General features: G+C 69.7%; 16 protein-coding genes. 12 read left to right on the forward strand and 4 right to left on the reverse strand.

The window, feature by feature from the left end; genetic code table 11:
- Positions 1–2: 2 nt before the first annotated feature.
- The gene (locus ACW175_RS15330) at positions 3–782 is read right to left on the reverse strand and encodes a transglutaminase-like domain-containing protein (protein ID WP_492100910.1); all 780 of its coding nucleotides are present in this window, start codon (positions 780–782) and stop codon (positions 3–5) included.
- A 69-nt stretch (positions 783–851) separates the two neighbouring features.
- Positions 852–2279 carry a helix-turn-helix domain-containing protein gene (locus tag ACW175_RS15335; protein WP_492100911.1) on the reverse strand — a complete coding sequence of 476 codons (1428 nt, stop codon included), beginning with the start codon at positions 2277–2279 and terminating at the stop codon, positions 852–854.
- 164 nt (positions 2280–2443) lie between these two features.
- Here ACW175_RS15335 and ACW175_RS15340 point away from each other — a divergent pair, with 164 nt between their 5' ends.
- From ACW175_RS15340 to ACW175_RS15360, 5 genes are all read left to right on the forward strand, one after another.
- Positions 2444–4063: an isocitrate lyase gene (locus tag ACW175_RS15340; protein WP_492100912.1), complete on the forward strand. Its 1620-nt coding sequence runs from the start codon at positions 2444–2446 to the stop codon at positions 4061–4063.
- A gap of 38 nt (positions 4064–4101) precedes the next feature.
- Entirely contained in the window at positions 4102–4335 is a 234-nt protein-coding gene (locus ACW175_RS15345) for a hypothetical protein (protein WP_492100913.1), read from the forward strand.
- An 80-nt stretch (positions 4336–4415) separates the two neighbouring features.
- Entirely contained in the window at positions 4416–5993 is a 1578-nt protein-coding gene (aceB, locus tag ACW175_RS15350) for a malate synthase A (RefSeq protein WP_492100914.1), read from the forward strand.
- A 237-nt stretch (positions 5994–6230) separates the two neighbouring features.
- On the forward strand, positions 6231–8507 hold the full coding sequence (locus tag ACW175_RS15355; protein ID WP_492100915.1) for a transglycosylase domain-containing protein: 2277 nt from the start codon (positions 6231–6233) through the stop codon (positions 8505–8507).
- A gap of 17 nt (positions 8508–8524) precedes the next feature.
- Positions 8525–8707, forward strand: coding sequence for a hypothetical protein (locus tag ACW175_RS15360; RefSeq protein ID WP_492100916.1), 183 nt, complete (start codon positions 8525–8527; stop codon positions 8705–8707).
- Here the strand turns inward: ACW175_RS15360 and ACW175_RS15365 are convergent.
- Positions 8704–9285: a TetR/AcrR family transcriptional regulator gene (locus tag ACW175_RS15365; protein ID WP_492100917.1), complete on the reverse strand. Its 582-nt coding sequence runs from the start codon at positions 9283–9285 to the stop codon at positions 8704–8706. The genes ACW175_RS15360 and ACW175_RS15365 overlap by 4 nt on opposite strands.
- Before the next feature lie 85 nt (positions 9286–9370).
- Here ACW175_RS15365 and ACW175_RS15370 point away from each other — a divergent pair, with 85 nt between their 5' ends.
- Positions 9371–9835 (forward strand): PaaI family thioesterase, encoded by a 465-nt coding sequence (locus tag ACW175_RS15370; RefSeq protein ID WP_492100918.1) that lies wholly within the window; start codon positions 9371–9373, stop codon positions 9833–9835.
- Here the strand turns inward: ACW175_RS15370 and ACW175_RS15375 are convergent.
- Positions 9832–10236, reverse strand: a complete 405-nt coding sequence (locus ACW175_RS15375) for a DUF1636 domain-containing protein (RefSeq protein ID WP_492100919.1) — start codon at positions 10234–10236, stop codon at positions 9832–9834. The two genes, ACW175_RS15370 and ACW175_RS15375, sit on opposite strands and share 4 nt — an antisense overlap.
- A gap of 312 nt (positions 10237–10548) precedes the next feature.
- Here ACW175_RS15375 and ACW175_RS15380 point away from each other — a divergent pair, with 312 nt between their 5' ends.
- The 6 genes from ACW175_RS15380 to arsC are packed head-to-tail and all read left to right on the forward strand — an operon-like array spanning position 10549 to position 16056.
- Entirely contained in the window at positions 10549–12126 is a 1578-nt protein-coding gene (locus ACW175_RS15380; RefSeq protein ID WP_492100920.1) for an MFS transporter, read from the forward strand.
- Positions 12123–13235, forward strand: a complete 1113-nt coding sequence (locus ACW175_RS15385) for an HlyD family secretion protein (RefSeq protein WP_492100921.1) — start codon at positions 12123–12125, stop codon at positions 13233–13235. Before ACW175_RS15380 ends, ACW175_RS15385 begins: the two co-directional genes overlap by 4 nt.
- Positions 13235–14605: an efflux transporter outer membrane subunit gene (locus ACW175_RS15390; protein WP_492100922.1), complete on the forward strand. Its 1371-nt coding sequence runs from the start codon at positions 13235–13237 to the stop codon at positions 14603–14605. Before ACW175_RS15385 ends, ACW175_RS15390 begins: the two co-directional genes overlap by 1 nt.
- 52 nt (positions 14606–14657) lie before the next feature.
- Positions 14658–14987, forward strand: a complete 330-nt coding sequence (locus ACW175_RS15395) for an ArsR/SmtB family transcription factor (RefSeq protein WP_492100923.1) — start codon at positions 14658–14660, stop codon at positions 14985–14987.
- Complete coding sequence (locus ACW175_RS15400; RefSeq protein ID WP_492100924.1) at positions 14984–15646, forward strand: MIP/aquaporin family protein; 663 nt, start codon at positions 14984–14986, stop codon at positions 15644–15646. Before ACW175_RS15395 ends, ACW175_RS15400 begins: the two co-directional genes overlap by 4 nt.
- Positions 15643–16056: an arsenate reductase (glutaredoxin) gene (arsC, locus tag ACW175_RS15405; RefSeq protein WP_492100925.1), complete on the forward strand. Its 414-nt coding sequence runs from the start codon at positions 15643–15645 to the stop codon at positions 16054–16056. Before ACW175_RS15400 ends, arsC begins: the two co-directional genes overlap by 4 nt.
- Positions 16057–16066 lie beyond the last annotated feature (10 nt).

Consider the following 16066-nt stretch of genomic DNA (forward strand, 5'->3'; position numbering starts at 1 on the left):
CGTCAGGAGACTTCGCGGATCGAGAATCTCTGCTCGATCAGGGTCGCCCGGCCGAAGATGGTCATGAAGGCGATGTCGGCCGCGTCGCGGCCCGTGGCGACCCGCACCAACCCGTCGATCGGCGCCTTGCCCGTGGCGTCGACCAGCCGCCAGCGGCCGCCCAGATAGACCTCGGCGATCGCGTGCAGGTCCGGCGGCTCCAGCTTCCAGGCATAGGCGCTGACGGCCCTGGCCGGGATGTCGGCGGCGCGGCACATGCCGATGATCAGATGGGTGAAGTCGCGGCAGACGCCGGCCCGGTCGACCAGGGTGTCGATCGCCGTGGTGCCCGAATTGCTGACCCCGCCCAGATATTCGATGTGCTCGCCGATCCAGTCCAGCATCGCCTGGACCTTGGCCCCGCCCTTGAGCTCGCCGAACTCGCGCTCGACGAACAGCTCCAGGCGATCGGACGGGCTGTAGCGGCTGGCGCGCAGGAACGGCAGCACCTCGCTGGGCAGGTCACGGATGGCCATGGTCGGGGCGTCGACCAGGTCGTGGTCGCGGCGCATGATCTCGACCTGGGCGCGGTAGAGCGCGTTGACCGTTCCCGAGGCCGTGAACACCGTGCGCCGCTCGAAGGTCACCGGGTCATCGACCCGCACGGCCTCGACATTGGGCCAGAAGGTCAGGGCCTCCAGCCCCACCACCTGGTCGGGTCCATGAGCGGCCTCGACCAGCAGCAGCACCTCGCACGGGGTCGCGAAGTCGTAGGTGAGCGAGGCTTCGACTTCGAAACGCATAGTCATCCTGGAGGCAGGCGCGAGGGTCGCGCCGCGTATCAATCCGCAAAACGACTTTGGGTTCAGCCCTTAACGAGCAAACGGGAACGGCGATAGCGACTTGCTGGTCTCCTCGACCAGCAGGGTGCGATTGATCGGCGCCGCCGCGCGCTGCGGACAGGCCGGGCGCTCGCAGATCCGGCACGAGGGGCCGATCTCGACGGCGATCGGCGCGGCCATGTCCAGACCCCGCGCGTGGACCAGCTTGGACGCGTATTTCAGCTCGCAGCCCAGGCCGACGACCAGTTCGTCCTCCAAGCCCGCCTGCAGGCCCGAGGTTCGCCGCACCGTGCGCGACAGGGTGAAATAGCGCGCGGCGTCCGGCGTCTCGATCACCTGGGTGACGATGCGGCCCGGGGTCTTGAAGCTGTCGTGGACGTTCCAGCGCGGGCAGGCCCCGCCGAAGCGCGAGAACGGGAACGGCCCGGCGGCGAAGCGCTTGGAGATGTTCCCCGCCGCGTCCAGCCGCATCATGAAGAACGGCACCCCACGCGAGCCCGAGCGACCAAGCGTCGTCAGCCGCTGGGCGGCCTGCTCATAGCTGATGCCAAAGCGCGGCCGCACCCGCTCGATGTCGTAGCCGCTGGACTCCATGGCCGCCAGGAACGGCTCGTACGGCATCATGATCGCGGCGGCCAAGTAGCTGTCCAGGAACACCTTCAACAGCTGCCGCGTGGCGCGGTCGGGGGCCTTGAAGCGGTCGGTCAGGTCCGACAACACCTCGCCGCCCTCCATCAGCCCCAGCTGGTAGCACATGCCGAAGGTGCGGCTGGCGTGGGCCAGGGTCTCCGACAGCATCAGGCGCTTGCGGTGATGGTCGTAGCGGCGCAGCGAGCCGGTCATCACCTCGACCGGCATGATCCGGGTCTGGATGCCGAACTTGCTCTGCAGGCGCTCGCGGACCGCTGGGGCCAGGTCCTGGGGATCGGCCTTCAGCTGGGCGACGATCTTCTCGGCCAGGGTCTCCAGCTCGGCGAAGTGGTTACGCTGGGCGCCAACCAGGTCGCGGACCCAGTCGGTCGGCGACGACTGCTCGGACGCCGGCCCCGTCCCATCCGGCCGCTCGAAGGCGCCCAGGTCGATCATCCGGCCACGATCCAGATAGGCGCGATAGAGCCGCGTCATCGCCTCGGCCAGGCCCGGCGACAGCTCGGCCACCTCGGCCGCCTCATGGCGCGCGACGCCCAGGTCGGCGAACATCTTGTCGGCCAGCACCTCTTCCAGCCCCGCCCCGCCGCCAGGATCGTCGGCCGACAGGCTGCGCAGGTCCAGGTCGTAGGCGTCGGCCAGGCGCAGCAGGATCTGCGCGGTGACCGGCCGCTGGTTGCGCTCCAGCAGGTTCAGGTAGCTGGCCGAGACGCCCAGCTCCTCGGCCATCCGCGCCTGGGTCACGCCCAGATCGCGCCGCAGCCGCTTCAGCCGCCCACCCAAAAAAAGCTTCTTGTCATTCGTCGCCATTCAGTCAATTTGTCATGACTTTACAGAAATTACAAAGTCGTTCTTTGACAAATTGCCTTCAATAGGTTCGACCGATCCCGCGGCGCGGCGTTAGCTCACCAGGACGAGTTTTCCTTGGCCCGCAAGGCTTACCGGCCCGGGCCCCGTAGTGGGATCGAACGACCATGACGCAGCGCAAGACCTATGCCGAACACCGCGACGCCCTGCTGGCGCGCTATCCCGACGGCGTCCTGCCGGGCGGCGTCGGCATCGACGACATCATCCAGCTGAAGCTGCAAAACACCTTCCCCACGCATCTGGACATCGCCCGCGCCATGGCTCCGGTCATGCGCGCCGACATGGCCGAGTATGATCGTGACAGCAGCAAGTTCACCCAGTCGCTGGGCTGCTGGTCGGGTTTCCACGCCCAGCAGATGATCAAGTCGGTCAAGCGCCTGCGCGGCACGACCAAGGGCGCCTATGTCTATCTGTCGGGCTGGATGGTCGCGGGCCTGCGCAATCGCTTCGGCCACCTGCCCGACCAGTCGATGCACGAGAAGACCTCGGTCGTCGACCTGATCCAGGAGATCTATGTCTCGCTGCGCCAGGCCGATGAAGTCGCCATCAACGACCTCTTCAAGACCCTCAGCGCCGCCCGCAAGGCCGGCGACCAGGTCGCCGAACAGGCCGCGATCAAGGCCATCGACAACTTCGAGACGCACGTCGTGCCGATCATCGCCGACATCGACGCCGGCTTCGGCAACGAGCACGCGACCTATCTGCTGGCCAAGGAGATGATCAAGGCCGGCGCCTGCTGCCTGCAGATCGAGAACCAGGTCAGCGACGCCAAGCAGTGCGGCCACCAGGACGGCAAGGTCACCGTGCCGCGCGAGGACTTCATCGAGAAGCTGCGCGCCTGCCGCCTGGCCTTCGAGGAACTGGGCGTCGACGAGGGCGTCATCGTCGCCCGCACCGACAGCCTGGGCGCGGGCCTGACCCAGAAGATCCCGGTCAGCCAGGAGCCTGGCGATCTGGCCAGCGACTACATCAAGTGGCTGAAGACCGAGCCCGTCACCCCGGAAAACCCGCTGAAGGACGGCGAGCTGGCGATCATGAAGGACGGCGCCTTCGTCAAGCCGGTCCGCATGCCCAACGGCCTGTTCGCCTTCCAGGACGGCACCGGCCGCCAGCGCGTCATCGAGGATTGCATCGCCAACCTGACGCAAGGCGGCGCCGACCTGCTGTGGATCGAAACCGACACCCCCAATGTCGACGAGATCGCCTCGATGGTGGCCGAGGTGCGCAAGGTCGTGCCGAACGCCAAGCTGACCTACAACAACTCGCCGTCGTTCAACTGGACGCTCAATCTGCGCAAGCAGGTCCGCGACCAGTGGATCGCCGAAGGCAAGATCCACAAGGACAGCTATCCGGACGGCAACGTCCTGATGTCGGCCGACTATGATGGCACCGACCTGGGCCGCGAGGCCGACGAGCGCCTGGCCCGCTTCCAGGTCGACATCGCCGCCCGCGCCGGGGTGTTCCACAACCTGATCACCCTGCCGACCTTCCACCTGACCGCCAAGAGCGTCGACGAGCTGTCGCGCGGCTACTTCGGCGAGGAGCGGATGCAGGCCTATGTCAACACGGTGCAGCGCGAGGAAATCCGCCGCGGCGTCTCGGCCGTGAAGCACCAGCACGAGGTCGGCTCGGATCTCGGCGACACCTTCAAGGAGATGGTCGCCGGCGAGCGCGCCCTGAAGGCCGGCGGCCACGCCAACACCATGAACCAGTTCGCGGCCGAATAGCCGCGAAACCCTTCCCTACCGATCGAGGAGCCAAAGCCATGACCACGACGCAGTTCGCCCCCGCCGCCATGCCGAACTCGGACGCCAAGGACCGCGCCGTCGACCGCGTGGCCGAGGCTTCCCACCGCCTTAACGAGGCGGTGCGCCGCGCCATCGAGGCCGGCTACTCGGTCGAACTGGTTCGCGCCTCGCGCCACCACGACGGCTCGGGTAACTGGGGCGACCAGATCGTCCCCAGCGTCCGTGACAAGGGCGCCGAAAAGAGCGCCTAAAGAACGATAACTGACCAGAGTCCCCAAGACGGCTCCCCGGGGTTCCGGGGAGCCGATCCCACCACCACGGAAAGCTTCCCATGCCGCTCGACATCGCCGCCAACATCCAGGTCACCGGTCCCGTTGAAGGGCGCGCCGCGGAAGTACTCACCCCCGAGGCCCTGGCCTTCGTGGCCGACCTGCACCGCCGCTTCGACGCCCGCCGTCGCGAATTGCTAGCCGCCCGCCAAGCGCGGCAGGCCCGCTTCGACGCCGGCGAACTGCCCGACTTCCTCGCCGAAACCGCCGACGTCCGCGCCGCCGGCTGGAGCGTCGCCCCCGTCCCCGCCGACCTGCTGGACCGCCGCGTCGAGATCACCGGTCCGGTCGACCGCAAGATGATCATCAACGCCCTGAACTGCGGGGCCAAGGTGTTCATGGCCGACTTCGAGGACGCCACGGCCCCGACCTGGGCCAATGTCGTCGAGGGCCAGATCAATCTGAAGGACCGATGGTCAGGCGACCTGACCCATGTCGACGCCAAGTCCGGCAAGGCCTACGCCATGGGCCCGACCCCCGCGGTGCTGAAGATCCGCCCGCGCGGCTGGCACCTGATGGAGCGCCACCTGGAGGTCGACGGCCAGGCCGTGGCCGGGGCGTTGTTCGACTTCGGTCTCTATGCCTTCCACAACGCCAAGGCCGCCATCGCCCAAGGTTCGGGTCCCTATTTCTACCTGCCCAAGCTGGAGAGCCATCAGGAAGCCCGCCTGTGGAACGACGTCTTCGTCCGCGCCCAGGAGGCGCTGGGCCTGCCCGTCGGGACGATCAAGGCCACGGTGCTGATCGAGACCATCCCCGCCGCCTTCGAGATGGACGAGATTCTGTTCGAACTGAAGGACCACATCGTCGGCCTGAACTGCGGCCGCTGGGACTACATCTTCTCGTTCATCAAGCGCCTGGGCCGCCGGCCCGAGTTCCTGACCCCGGACCGCTCGGCCATGGTCATGGGCAAGGCCTTCCTGGGCGCCTATTCGCTGAAGCTGATCCAGACCTGCCATCGCCGTGGCGCCTTCGCCATGGGCGGCATGGCGGCTCAGATCCCGGTCAAGGGCGACGACGCCGCCAACCAGGCCGCCTTCGCCAAGGTCAAGGCCGACAAGGAACGCGAGGCCGGGGCCGGCCACGACGGCACCTGGGTCGCCCACCCCGACCTCGTCCCGGTGGCCATGGAGGTCTTCGACCGCCTGATGCCCGCCGCCAACCAGCGCGACAAGACCCTGGCGGACGTCTCGATCACCGCCGCCCAGATGCTGGAGCTGCACGAGGGCGTGCGCACCGAGGCCGGCGTGCGCGAGAACATCCGCGTCGGCGTCCGCTACACCCAAGCCTGGCTGGAAGGCCGGGGCGCCGTGCCGCTCTTCAACCTGATGGAGGACGCCGCGACGGCCGAGATCTGCCGCACGCAGCTGTGGCAGTGGATCCGCCTGGGCGCGGCGCTCGATGACGGCCGGGTGCTGACCTCGGAGCTGTTCGTCAGCCTGTTCACTCAGGAAATGGCCGACCTGCGCCGCGACTTCGGCTCGCCGCGCCTGGAAGCCGCCGCCGAACTCTTCACCCGCATGGTGCTGTCCGACAGCCTGGAAGAGTTCCTGACCCTGCCGGCCTACGAGCTGATCTAGCCCAACGCATGACCGCAAAGAAAAAGCCCGGCGAAAGCCGGGCTTGAGGCGTTAGGGAGGAAACGCCCAGGAAGGGCAGAGGCATCAGCCTCACGGGAGCTCATCTATGCCTGGCCGAACGCCGTTCAAGAGCCGTGCGGAAGAAACTTCGGTTTCAACGCGCTTGGCTTGCCGGGGCCGTGTGGTAATGAGCGCGCTCGACGAGTGAGGGCCTGGCCCGAAGCGAGCGCCACGCCCATGTCCGACCCCGCCGATCCCAAAGACATCCCGCCGGCGCCGAAGCCGCGCAAGCCTCGGAAGCCGCGCGCCAAGGCCGCTATGACCTCCGCGGCCGTGCTGCCCGAGAGTTCGTCCAAACCCGTCGCGCCCAAGCCGCCTCGCCCGCGCAAGCCGCGCGCCCCGAAGCCGCCAGTGGAGGCCGTCGCCGAAGCCGTCGTCGAGACGCCGGAAATCGTCGAAGAGGCCGCCGCGGCTGAGCCAGCGCCCGAGCCGGTCCTCAAGGCTGAGCCCGACGTCCTGCCCGAGGAGGCCCCCGCCCCCGAAGCCGAGATCGAGCTGCCCGAGGCCGTCGAGGCGATCCCCGAAGCCGCCCTTTCCCCGGCCGAGCCGGTCGCGGCCGTCAAGCCGCCGATCTGGCAGCGCCCCACCTGGCTGATCGGCGCGGCCGCCGCCGTGGTGCTGGCGGTCGTGCTGGTCGCTTCGCTGTTCTGGTCGCTGCCGCTGAGCCGCGCCCTGGAGCCGCTGAACAATTCCGCCATCGTTCTGGTCGCCGAGGACGGCTCGCCGATCGCCCGGCGCGGCTCCTACAAGGAAGCCCCGATCGATGTCGCCAAGCTGCCTCCTTACGTGCCCGGCGCCTTCATCGCCATCGAGGACCGGCGCTTCTACAGCCACATGGGCGTCGACCCGAAGGCCATCGCCCGCGCCCTGGGCAAGAACGCCCAGGCCGGCGGCGTGTCGGAAGGCGGCTCGACCATCACCCAGCAGTTGGCCAAGAACGCCTTCCTGAGCAGCGACCGCAACCTGCGTCGCAAGGCGCAGGAGGCGATGATCGCGGTCTATCTGGAGGCCCGGCTCTCCAAGGAACAGATCCTGTCGCGCTACCTGTCGTCGGTCTATTTCGGCGACGGCGCCTTTGGCCTGCGCGCCGCGGCCCGCCACTATTTCGGCAAGCAGCCCGAGCAGCTGTCGATCGGCGAGGCCGCGATGCTGGCCGGTCTGGTCAAGGCCCCGTCCCGCCTGGCCCCGACCAACAATATCGAAGGCGCCCGCGAGCGGATGCGCGTGGTGTTGGGCGCCATGGTCGAGACGAAGACCATCACCCAGGCCCAGGCCGATGCGGTGGGCCAGGTCTCGGCCGTCGAGAATCCCGACAAGCTGCCGACCGGCTCCTACTTCGCCGACTGGGCCCTGCCCCAGGCCCGCGCCTCGATCGGCGCCCGCTATGGCGAGACGATCGTCAAGACGACCCTGGATCCCGAGCTTCAGGAGAAGGCCGAGAAGATCCTCAACGACTACATCGCCCGCGACGGCAAGGTCCTGAACATCACCCAGGGCGCCCTGGTGGCCATGCGCAAGGACGGCCGTGTCGTGGCCATGGTCGGCGGTCGCGACTATGGCGCCAGCCAGTTCAACCGCGCTGACGGCGCGCGCCAGCCGGGCTCGTCGTTCAAGCTGTTCGTCTATTTGGCCGCCCTCCAGTCGGGCATGACCACCACCAGCCCGATCCTCGACACCCCGGTTCAGGTCAGCGGCTACACGCCCAAGAACCACGAGGGCAAATATCGCGACCGCGAGATCCCGCTGATCAGCGCCTTCGCCGCCTCGTCGAACGTCGCGGCGGTGCGCCTGGCTCACGACCTTGGCCCGGCAAGGGTGATCAAGGTCGCCCGCCAGCTGGGCGTCACCGAGAAAATCCCCGACGACCTGACCATGGCGCTCGGCACCGGCTCGATGAGCCTGACGCGCCTGACGGCCGCCTACGCCTCGATCGCGGCCGGCGAATATCCGATCACGCCGCACGCCCTGGAGACCTTCAAGGCCCCCAAGACCACCGCCTATGACCCCAAGGTGCTGACCGGGATGCGTGACCTGCTGCGCTCGGCCACCCATCGCGGCACGGGCCTGGAAGCGGCCATCGACGGCGCCTTCGGCAAGACCGGCACCACCCAGGACTATCACGACGCGCTGTTCGTCGGTTACGTCGACGACCTGGTCGTGGGCGTCTGGGTCGGCAATGACGACAACAGCTCGATGAACGGCGTGGTCGGCGGCGGCGAGCCCGCCAAGATCTGGAAGGCCTTCATGCTCTCGGCCCTGGGCCGTAGCGCCGGGCCGGTGATCGCCGAGGATCCGCTGGACGACCTGGGCCTGCCGCTGGAAGGCGAGATCGGCGCCGACGGCCTGCCGGTCGCCCCGCTGACCGTGCCCACCGATCCGGCGCAACCGCCGCCCCCCGCCCCCGCCGCGCCGGCCGCCCCCATCGCCCCGCCGCCGCCCGAGCCGCGCCCCTAGCCCGCGAGGAGACCGACATGTCCGACGACCGCGATCGTGAAGACCTGTCGGCCCTCGCCGAGGCCAAGGCCGGCCCCTTCCACGCCCGCGCCGAGGCCCGCGCAACCCGCGCCGGTCTGGTCACCTTCGGGGTGGTGATGAGCGGCGTCCTGCTGTCGGCGGCGCTGCTGGCCTGGACGCTGCGCCGGCCGGTTCGCTAGGACCTGAGATAGGCGCGGCTCAACCGCACCAGCTCGTCCTCGAACTCGCGACTTTCCAGGAAGTCGACGCCCTCCAGCACCGCCGCGCGCATCGCGCCGTGGATCGCCCGCGACAGCACGAAGGCCTGGACGCGGGTCAGCGGACGCCCCTGGGCGTCGACCAGGCCTTCCTCCGCCGCCGCGAACTGCGCCGACAGTTCGGCGTGGTCGGCCTGGGCCAGCAGCGCCGAAGCCGCGATCCGCCGCGCCTGGTTGCGCCCGGCGAAGGCCTGGACGAAGGCGCGGATCATGGCCCGGTCCCGCGCCACGCCCTGACGATCCTCCAGCGCCGCCATCACCCGGCTCCGGTGCGCCTCGGTCTCGCGAAGGGCCAGGGCCAGCAAGATCGCCTGCTTGTCGGGGAAATAGCGGTAGAGCGTGCCGATGCTGACCCCGGCCCGTTCGGCCACGGCGTTGGTGTTGAAGCCAGCCTCGCCCGCGGCTTCCAGAACCTGAGCCGCCGCCTCCAGTACGACGTCGACCGACGCCTGGGCGCGGCCCTGGCGAGGGATTTTCCGCATGTTTTCAACGGCGCTCATCGCGGCTCCCCGTTCCTTGGAAAGTCGAGTAACAGAGGCCACGCCTGTCCCCTAGCCTTCCGTTGGATCACATGGAGGCAGCGACATGACCTGGGCGACCGAACGCCTCGACGCGCTGAAGGCTGGTACGGCGACGCCGCCGCCGATCGTCGAGACCCTGAGACTGGGCCTCCTCGACGACTGGGGCGAAGGCTGGGTGAAGAAGTCCTGGCGGCCGTCGCCGGAGCTGGCCACCGCCGATGGCTCGCTGTTCGGCGGCTATCTGGCGGCCCTCGCCGACCAGGTCCTGGCCTTCGCGGCCATGACCGTCGTACCGCACGATCGGTTGTATCGGACGGTGAACCTTCAGATGAACTTCCTGAAGGTCGCTCGCGATGGCCCCCTGTCGATCGAGGCGAAGGTCGTGGCGCGGACCCGGCGGTTGATCACCGTCCGCGCCGAGTTCCGCCGCGAGGACGGAGCCCTGATCGCCGACGCCACGGCGCAGCAGATCGTCATGGCGTTCGAGCACTGGCCGGTGGAACGCGATGCGGTGGATAGGCTGGGCTAGTCCCCCACCAGCTTCCCGGCCGGGGGCACGCGGACGATGAAGTGGCCCTTCACGCCTTCGGGCCATTGGCGGTACGGGACCACGCCCTCGTCGCTGGCGGCGTAGGCCACGGCGTAGTCGACGATGGCTCGCGCGGCCTCGGGCGTCGGTTCGAACCGGCCCAGGACGTAGCCGATCTTGCCCGGGGCCCGCAGATGGATCGAGCAGTGCTGCGCGCAGTTGAACAGGCAGGCCATCTCCTGGATCGCCACGCCCGTTCCCGTCGCCGCCTCGCGCAGGGCGGCCGCCAGCAGCGCACCGCCGCGCACGCCTTCGGCCGTCTCGCGGTCCTCTTCCGAGACGCGGCAGGTGTTGCAGACCACGACGGCGGTCCCGTCGTCGGCGTCACGCAGGATACTCATGCCCCGCGCCTAGAGCCTCGGGCTCATTTCGGCAAGCTCAACCTATGGACCAGCCCCAGGTTGTCGTTGTCGCCGGCTTGTCGAAGGTCGAGCCGATGGCCATCGCCTCCGGCTTCTCCGGCAGGCTGGTCCGGGTCGAGGGCGCGACCGACAGGTTGGCGGCGGCGCACGCGCCCCGCCTCGACCGCGGCGAAATTGTACAATCGCGAGCCGCCGCCCGCCGTTTAAGGCAGACTGATGATGCGGCGTTCGCACCCCCCTCTCGCCCCGCCTCCGTCCGCGCGCTACAGCTAAGGCGATGAGGGCGGCGGCATGAGTCATCCCGGTATAGACAGCCTGCGACCGCACGAGCGGCCGATGTTCCCCGGCTCGCCGGCGACGCCCGACTTCGCCCTGCCCGTCCGCGTCGCCTATGGCTGCGTCGGGTTGCTGCTGGCCTTCACCAGCGCCATGGGCACGGCCCTGATCACGGTGAACCTGCCCAGCATCCAGGGCACGCTGGGCCTGGACCCGGCCCAGGCCTCGTGGCTGCCCACCGCCTATGTGATGACCTCGGTCTCGATGAACCTGATCCTGGTCAAGTTTCGCCAGCAGTACGGTCTTCGGCTGTTCGTCCAGCTGGCGCTGGGGACCTATCTGGCCGCCGTCGTGGCCCACCTGTTCGTCAACGACTTCGCCTCGGCCTTGGTCGTGCGCGCCGCCAGCGGCGTCGCCGCCGCGCCCCTGACCACCCTGGCGATCTTCTACCTGCTGCAGGCCTTCCCGGCGGCGCGGCGACTGTCGGCCTTCGTGCTGGCCTTCGGCGTGCCGCTGGTCGCCACGCCCCTGGCCCGCTGCGTCTCGCCCGACCTGCTGGAGCTGGGCCAGTGGCGCACGCTCTACCTGATGGAGCTGGCCCTCGTGCTGGTCACGCTGTCGGCCGTCCTGGCCCTGCGCCTGCCGCCGTCCGAGCGGTTGAAGGTGTTCGAATGGGCGGACTTCGTCACCTATCCGCTGATCGCCATCGGCCTGGCCCTGGTCTGCGCCGTGCTGGGCCAGGGACGGCTGGAGTGGTGGTTCGCGACCCCGTGGCTGGGCGTGGCCCTGGCCGTCGCCGCCGTGCTGATCATCGCGGCCCTGGCGCTGGAATGGCATCGGACCAATCCGCTGCTGGACCTGCGCTGGGCGATTACGCCCGACTTCATCGGCTTCATCCTGATCGCCTTCCTGGCGCGGGTGCTGCTGGCCGAGCAGAGCGTCGGCGCCGCCGGGCTCCTCGCCACCGTCGGCATGGGCCAGGAGCAGACCCGGGACCTCTATGTCGTGATCGCCCTGGCCACCCTGGCCGGCGCGGTGGTTGGCGCCCTGACGATCAGTCCCCAGACCGTGTTCTTCCAGATCATGATCGCGGTGGTCCTGATCGGCGCGGCCGCCTTCATCGACAGCCATTCCAACGACCTGACCCGCCCGGCTCAGCTCTATGTCAGCCAGGCCATGCTGGGCTTCGCCAACGCCATGGTCCTGGCCCCCACCCTGCTGATCGGCTTCGTCCAGGTGCTGCAGCGCGGCTGGCGCTCGTTCCCGACCCTGATCGTCTCGTTCGCCGTGACCCAGAACCTGGGCGCGCTGTTCGCCACCGCCATGGCCCAGACATTCCAGTACGACCGGATGCGCTTCCACTACGCCCATCTGGTCGGCCAGCTGGACGCCACGATCCCGTTTGTCGCCGATCGCCTGCGCGCGGGCCCGGCGGCCGTCGTCGGCCAGGCGGCCCGCGAAGCCAACATCCTGGCCTACAACGACCTTTTCCTCGTCCTGCTCGTCCTCGCCATGCTGACCCTGGTCGGCACCGCGATCTTCACGCTCCGCGCCATCGCCAAGATGAAAGCCGCGCAAAGGGCCGCCTCATGACCGACGCCACCGCCGCTCCCTCGCCCCCAAGCGCGCCTTCCCCCGAAGCCGCCGAGGCCTTGCGCCATCCGACGCATGTCAGCCCGGGGACCCTGGCCATCGCCGTCACCGCCGCCGTCGCGGCCGTGCTGGTGGTCCTGTTCGTCTGGCGCCTGCCGCCGTTCGCCACGACCTTGCAGGTGACCGAGAACGCCTATGTGCGCGGCCAGGTCACGGTGATGGCCCCGCAGGTCAACGGCTATGTGGTCGAGGTGGCGGTGCAGGACTTCGACCGCGTCAAGCAGGGTCAGGTCCTGGCCCGCATCGACGACCGCATCTACAGGGCCCGCGTCGAGCAGGCCAAGGCGGCCCTGGCCGCGCGCGAGGCGGACCTGGCCAATGCCGACCAGGCCCAGCGGGCCCGCGCCGCCGCGCTCCTGGGCCGCGAGGCCGAGCAGGCCTCGGCGCAGGCCCAGGCCGCCCGGGCCCGCGCCGACCTGGCGCGCATCCAGGACTTGGCCTCCGACGGCTCGGTGTCGCTGCGCGAGCGCGACCAGGCCGTGGCCACCCTGCGCCAGACCGAGGCCGCCGTGCGCCAGACCGCCGCCGGCGGCGAGATCGCCCGCCAGGACATCCGCTCGGTCGCCGTCTCGCGCGATGGCCTGAAGGCCGCCGTCGAGGCCGCCCGCGCCGCCCTGCGCCTGGCCCAGATCGATCTCGACAACACCATCATCCGCGCCCCGCGCGACGGCCAGCTGGGCGAAGTCTCCGTGCGCCTGGGCCAATACGTCTCGGCCGGCACGCAGCTGCTGGCCCTGGTCCCCGCCCGCCTGTGGGTGACGGCCAACTACAAGGAAGCCCAGACCGCCCGGATGACCGTCGGCCAGCCGGTGACCTTCACGGTCGACGCCCTGGGCAAGGCGAAGCTGCGCGGCGTGGTCGAGGATCTCGCCCCCGCCACCGGCTCGGAGTTCGCGGTGATCAAGCCCGAGAACGCCACTGGCAACTTCGTCAAGGTCGCCCAGCGCATCCCGGTCAAGATCACCATCAGCCCGGGCCAGCCTCTGGCCGCGCGCCTGCGGCCGGGCATGTCGGTAGTGGCCAAGGTCGACACCAAGGGCGGCCGCTGATGCGCGGCTTGCTGCCTCTGTTGCTGGCCGGCGCGGCGCTGTCGGCCTGCGCGACCACCGCCACGCCGGAGCGCCCCGCCTCCCCCGTCCCGCCGCCGACCGCATGGCGCACGACGCCAAGCGCTCAGGGCGCGCTCGCCGCCGACTGGTGGACCCTGCTGGGCGATGCGCGGCTGAACGCCCTGGTCGACAAGGCCCTTGCCCGCAACGCCGACATCGCCCTGGCCACGGCTCGGGTCGACGAGTCCCGCGCCCTGGCCCGCGCGGCCCACTCGGCCCTCGTTCCCACGGTCGACGCGGTGGCCGGTCTGCAAGGCTCGCGGCAGCTGGACGCCTTTGGCCGTTCCTACGAGTCGACCGCCGAGCAGTTTGGCCTGAGGGTGGCCTACGAGGTCGACCTCTGGGGCCGGGTCCGCAACCTCGACGCCGCCGGCCGCGCCAGCCTGCAGGCGAGCGCCGCGGCCCGCGACAGCGTTCGCCTGGCCGTGGCCGCCACCGTGGCGCGGTCCTATGTGTCCTTGCTCTCGCTGGACGCCCAGCTGGCCGTGGCCAGACAGACCATCGCCGCCCGCGAGGCCGGGCTGCACGTGATCACGCGCCGCGAGGGGGCCGGCTACTCCACCAAGCTGGAACGCGACCAGGCCCAGGCCGAGCTGGCGGGAGTCCGCCGCCAAGTCCCGGCCCTGGAGCTGGCCATCGCCCGCCTGGAGGCCTCGATCAGCGCCCTGACCGGCGATCCGCCCGGCCCCGTCGCGCGCGGCGGCGACCTCGCTGGCCTGTTGAAGACCCCGATCCCGGTGGAGGCCCCGGCCAGCCTGCTGGCCCGTCGGCCCGACATCGCCCAAGCCCAGGACAGCCTGATCGCCGCCGACGCCAGCCTGGCCGCCTCGCGCGCCCAGTTGCTGCCGCAGCTGCGGCTATCGGTCTCCACCGACCGGGTCTTTACCGACGCCCTGCCCGATCCGGTCGCTCTGTGGAATGTCGGGGCGGGCCTGGCTCAGCCGATCTTCAACGGCGGCCGGCTAAAGGCCCAGGTCCAGGCCTCGGAAGCCCGCAAGGCCCAGGCGGCGGCCAGCTATCGCGGCGTGGTGCTGAACGCCTTCGCCGAAACCGAGACCGCCCTGCGCGCCGTCGACGCCCTGCAGCGTCAGGAGACCGAGATCAGCGCCCAACGCGCCGCCATCGCCGAGGCCGCCCGCCGCGCCAAGGACCGCTATCGCGCCGGCTACGCCTCGTACCTGGAGCAGATCGACGCCGAACGCGGCCTGCTGGCCGCCGACCAGGCGGTGATCCAGGCCCGCGAGGCCCGCGCCCTCGCCGCCATCGACCTGGCCCGCGCCTTGGGCGGCGGCTGGACGCCGACGCCGTAAGGCTCGCAGGCTTGAGCATAAGGAACATTTCGATTATTCTCGAAATATGGAAATGAAAAACGCGATCGAACGGCTGTCGGCGCTGGCGCACCCCGCCCGCCTCGCCGCTTTCCGGCTGATGATCAAGGCCGGTCCGGAGGGGCTGCCGGCCGGCGAGATCGCCCGTCTGACCGGCGCGCCACCCAGCACACTGTCCAGCCAGTTGGCCATCCTGGAGCGTTCGGGGCTGACCCGCTCGCGACGCGACGGCCGCTCGATCCTGCACGCCGCCGACTACGCGGCGATGGGCGACCTTATCGCCTATCTCGCCGAGGACTGCTGCGAAGGCGCGCCGGAGGCCTGCCTGCCGACCTCGGCCTTCATCTGCAAGGCGCCGGCATGACCCTTGCCCGACGCATCGCCGCCGAAACCTTGGGGACCGCCCTGCTGCTGGCGGTCGTGGTCGGCTCCGGCGTGATGGGCCAGACCTTGGCGCCTCACGAGGACGCCATCGCCCTGCTGGGCAACACGCTAGCCACCGGCGCGGCCCTGGCGGTGCTGATCACGATCTTCGGACCCGTCAGCGGCGCGCACTTCAATCCGGTCGTGACCCTGACCATGACGGCGCGCGGCGAGGTCCAGCCCGGACACGCGGCGCTGTACATCCTCGCCCAGGTCGTCGGCGCCCTGATCGGCGTCTGGATCGCCCATGCGATGTTCGGCCAGACGATCATCCAGATCTCGACCCACGCCCGCGACGGCGGGGCGCAGGGACTGTCGGAAGCCGTCGCCACCTTCGGCCTGATGGCGACGATCCTGGGGACCTCGCGGTTCCGGCCGGAGGCGACAGCCGTCTGCGTCGGGCTTTACATCACCGCCGCCTACTGGTTCACCGCCTCGACGTCGTTCGCCAATCCAGCGGTGACCCTGGCGCGCGGCCTGACCGACACCTTCTCGGGCATCGCGCCCGCCTCGATCCCGGGCTTCGTCCTGGGTCAGATGGTCGGCGCGGCCACGGCTGTCGTCGTCTTCGACTGGATGTTCAAGCAGGAGCCCGCATGACCGCCCCCGATTTCCCGATCACGATTTACCACAACCCCAAATGCGGCACCTCGCGCAACGTCGTGGCCATGGTGGAGGCAGCCGGCTACGCGCCGAACGTCGTGGAGTACCTGAAGACCGGCTGGACCCGAGAATTGCTGTTGGACCTCTCGACCCGGTCGGGCCTCTCCGTCCGCGCGCTGATGCGCGAGAAGGGCGCGCCCGCCGAGGAACTGGGCTTGCTGGCCGAGGGGGTCTCGGACGATACGATCCTGGCGGCCATGGTCGAACACCCGATCCTGGTCAATCGCCCGATCGTCTCGACCCCCAAGGGCGTGGTCCTGGCCCGTCCGTCGGAGGCGGTCTATGACGTGCTGGAGCACGCGCCGGCCAGCTTCACCAAGGAGGATGGCGAGGTCGTCCAGCGCTGATCCGGGGCGA

It is taken from the genome of Caulobacter sp. FV1ye6ST (genome assembly GCF_058681225.1).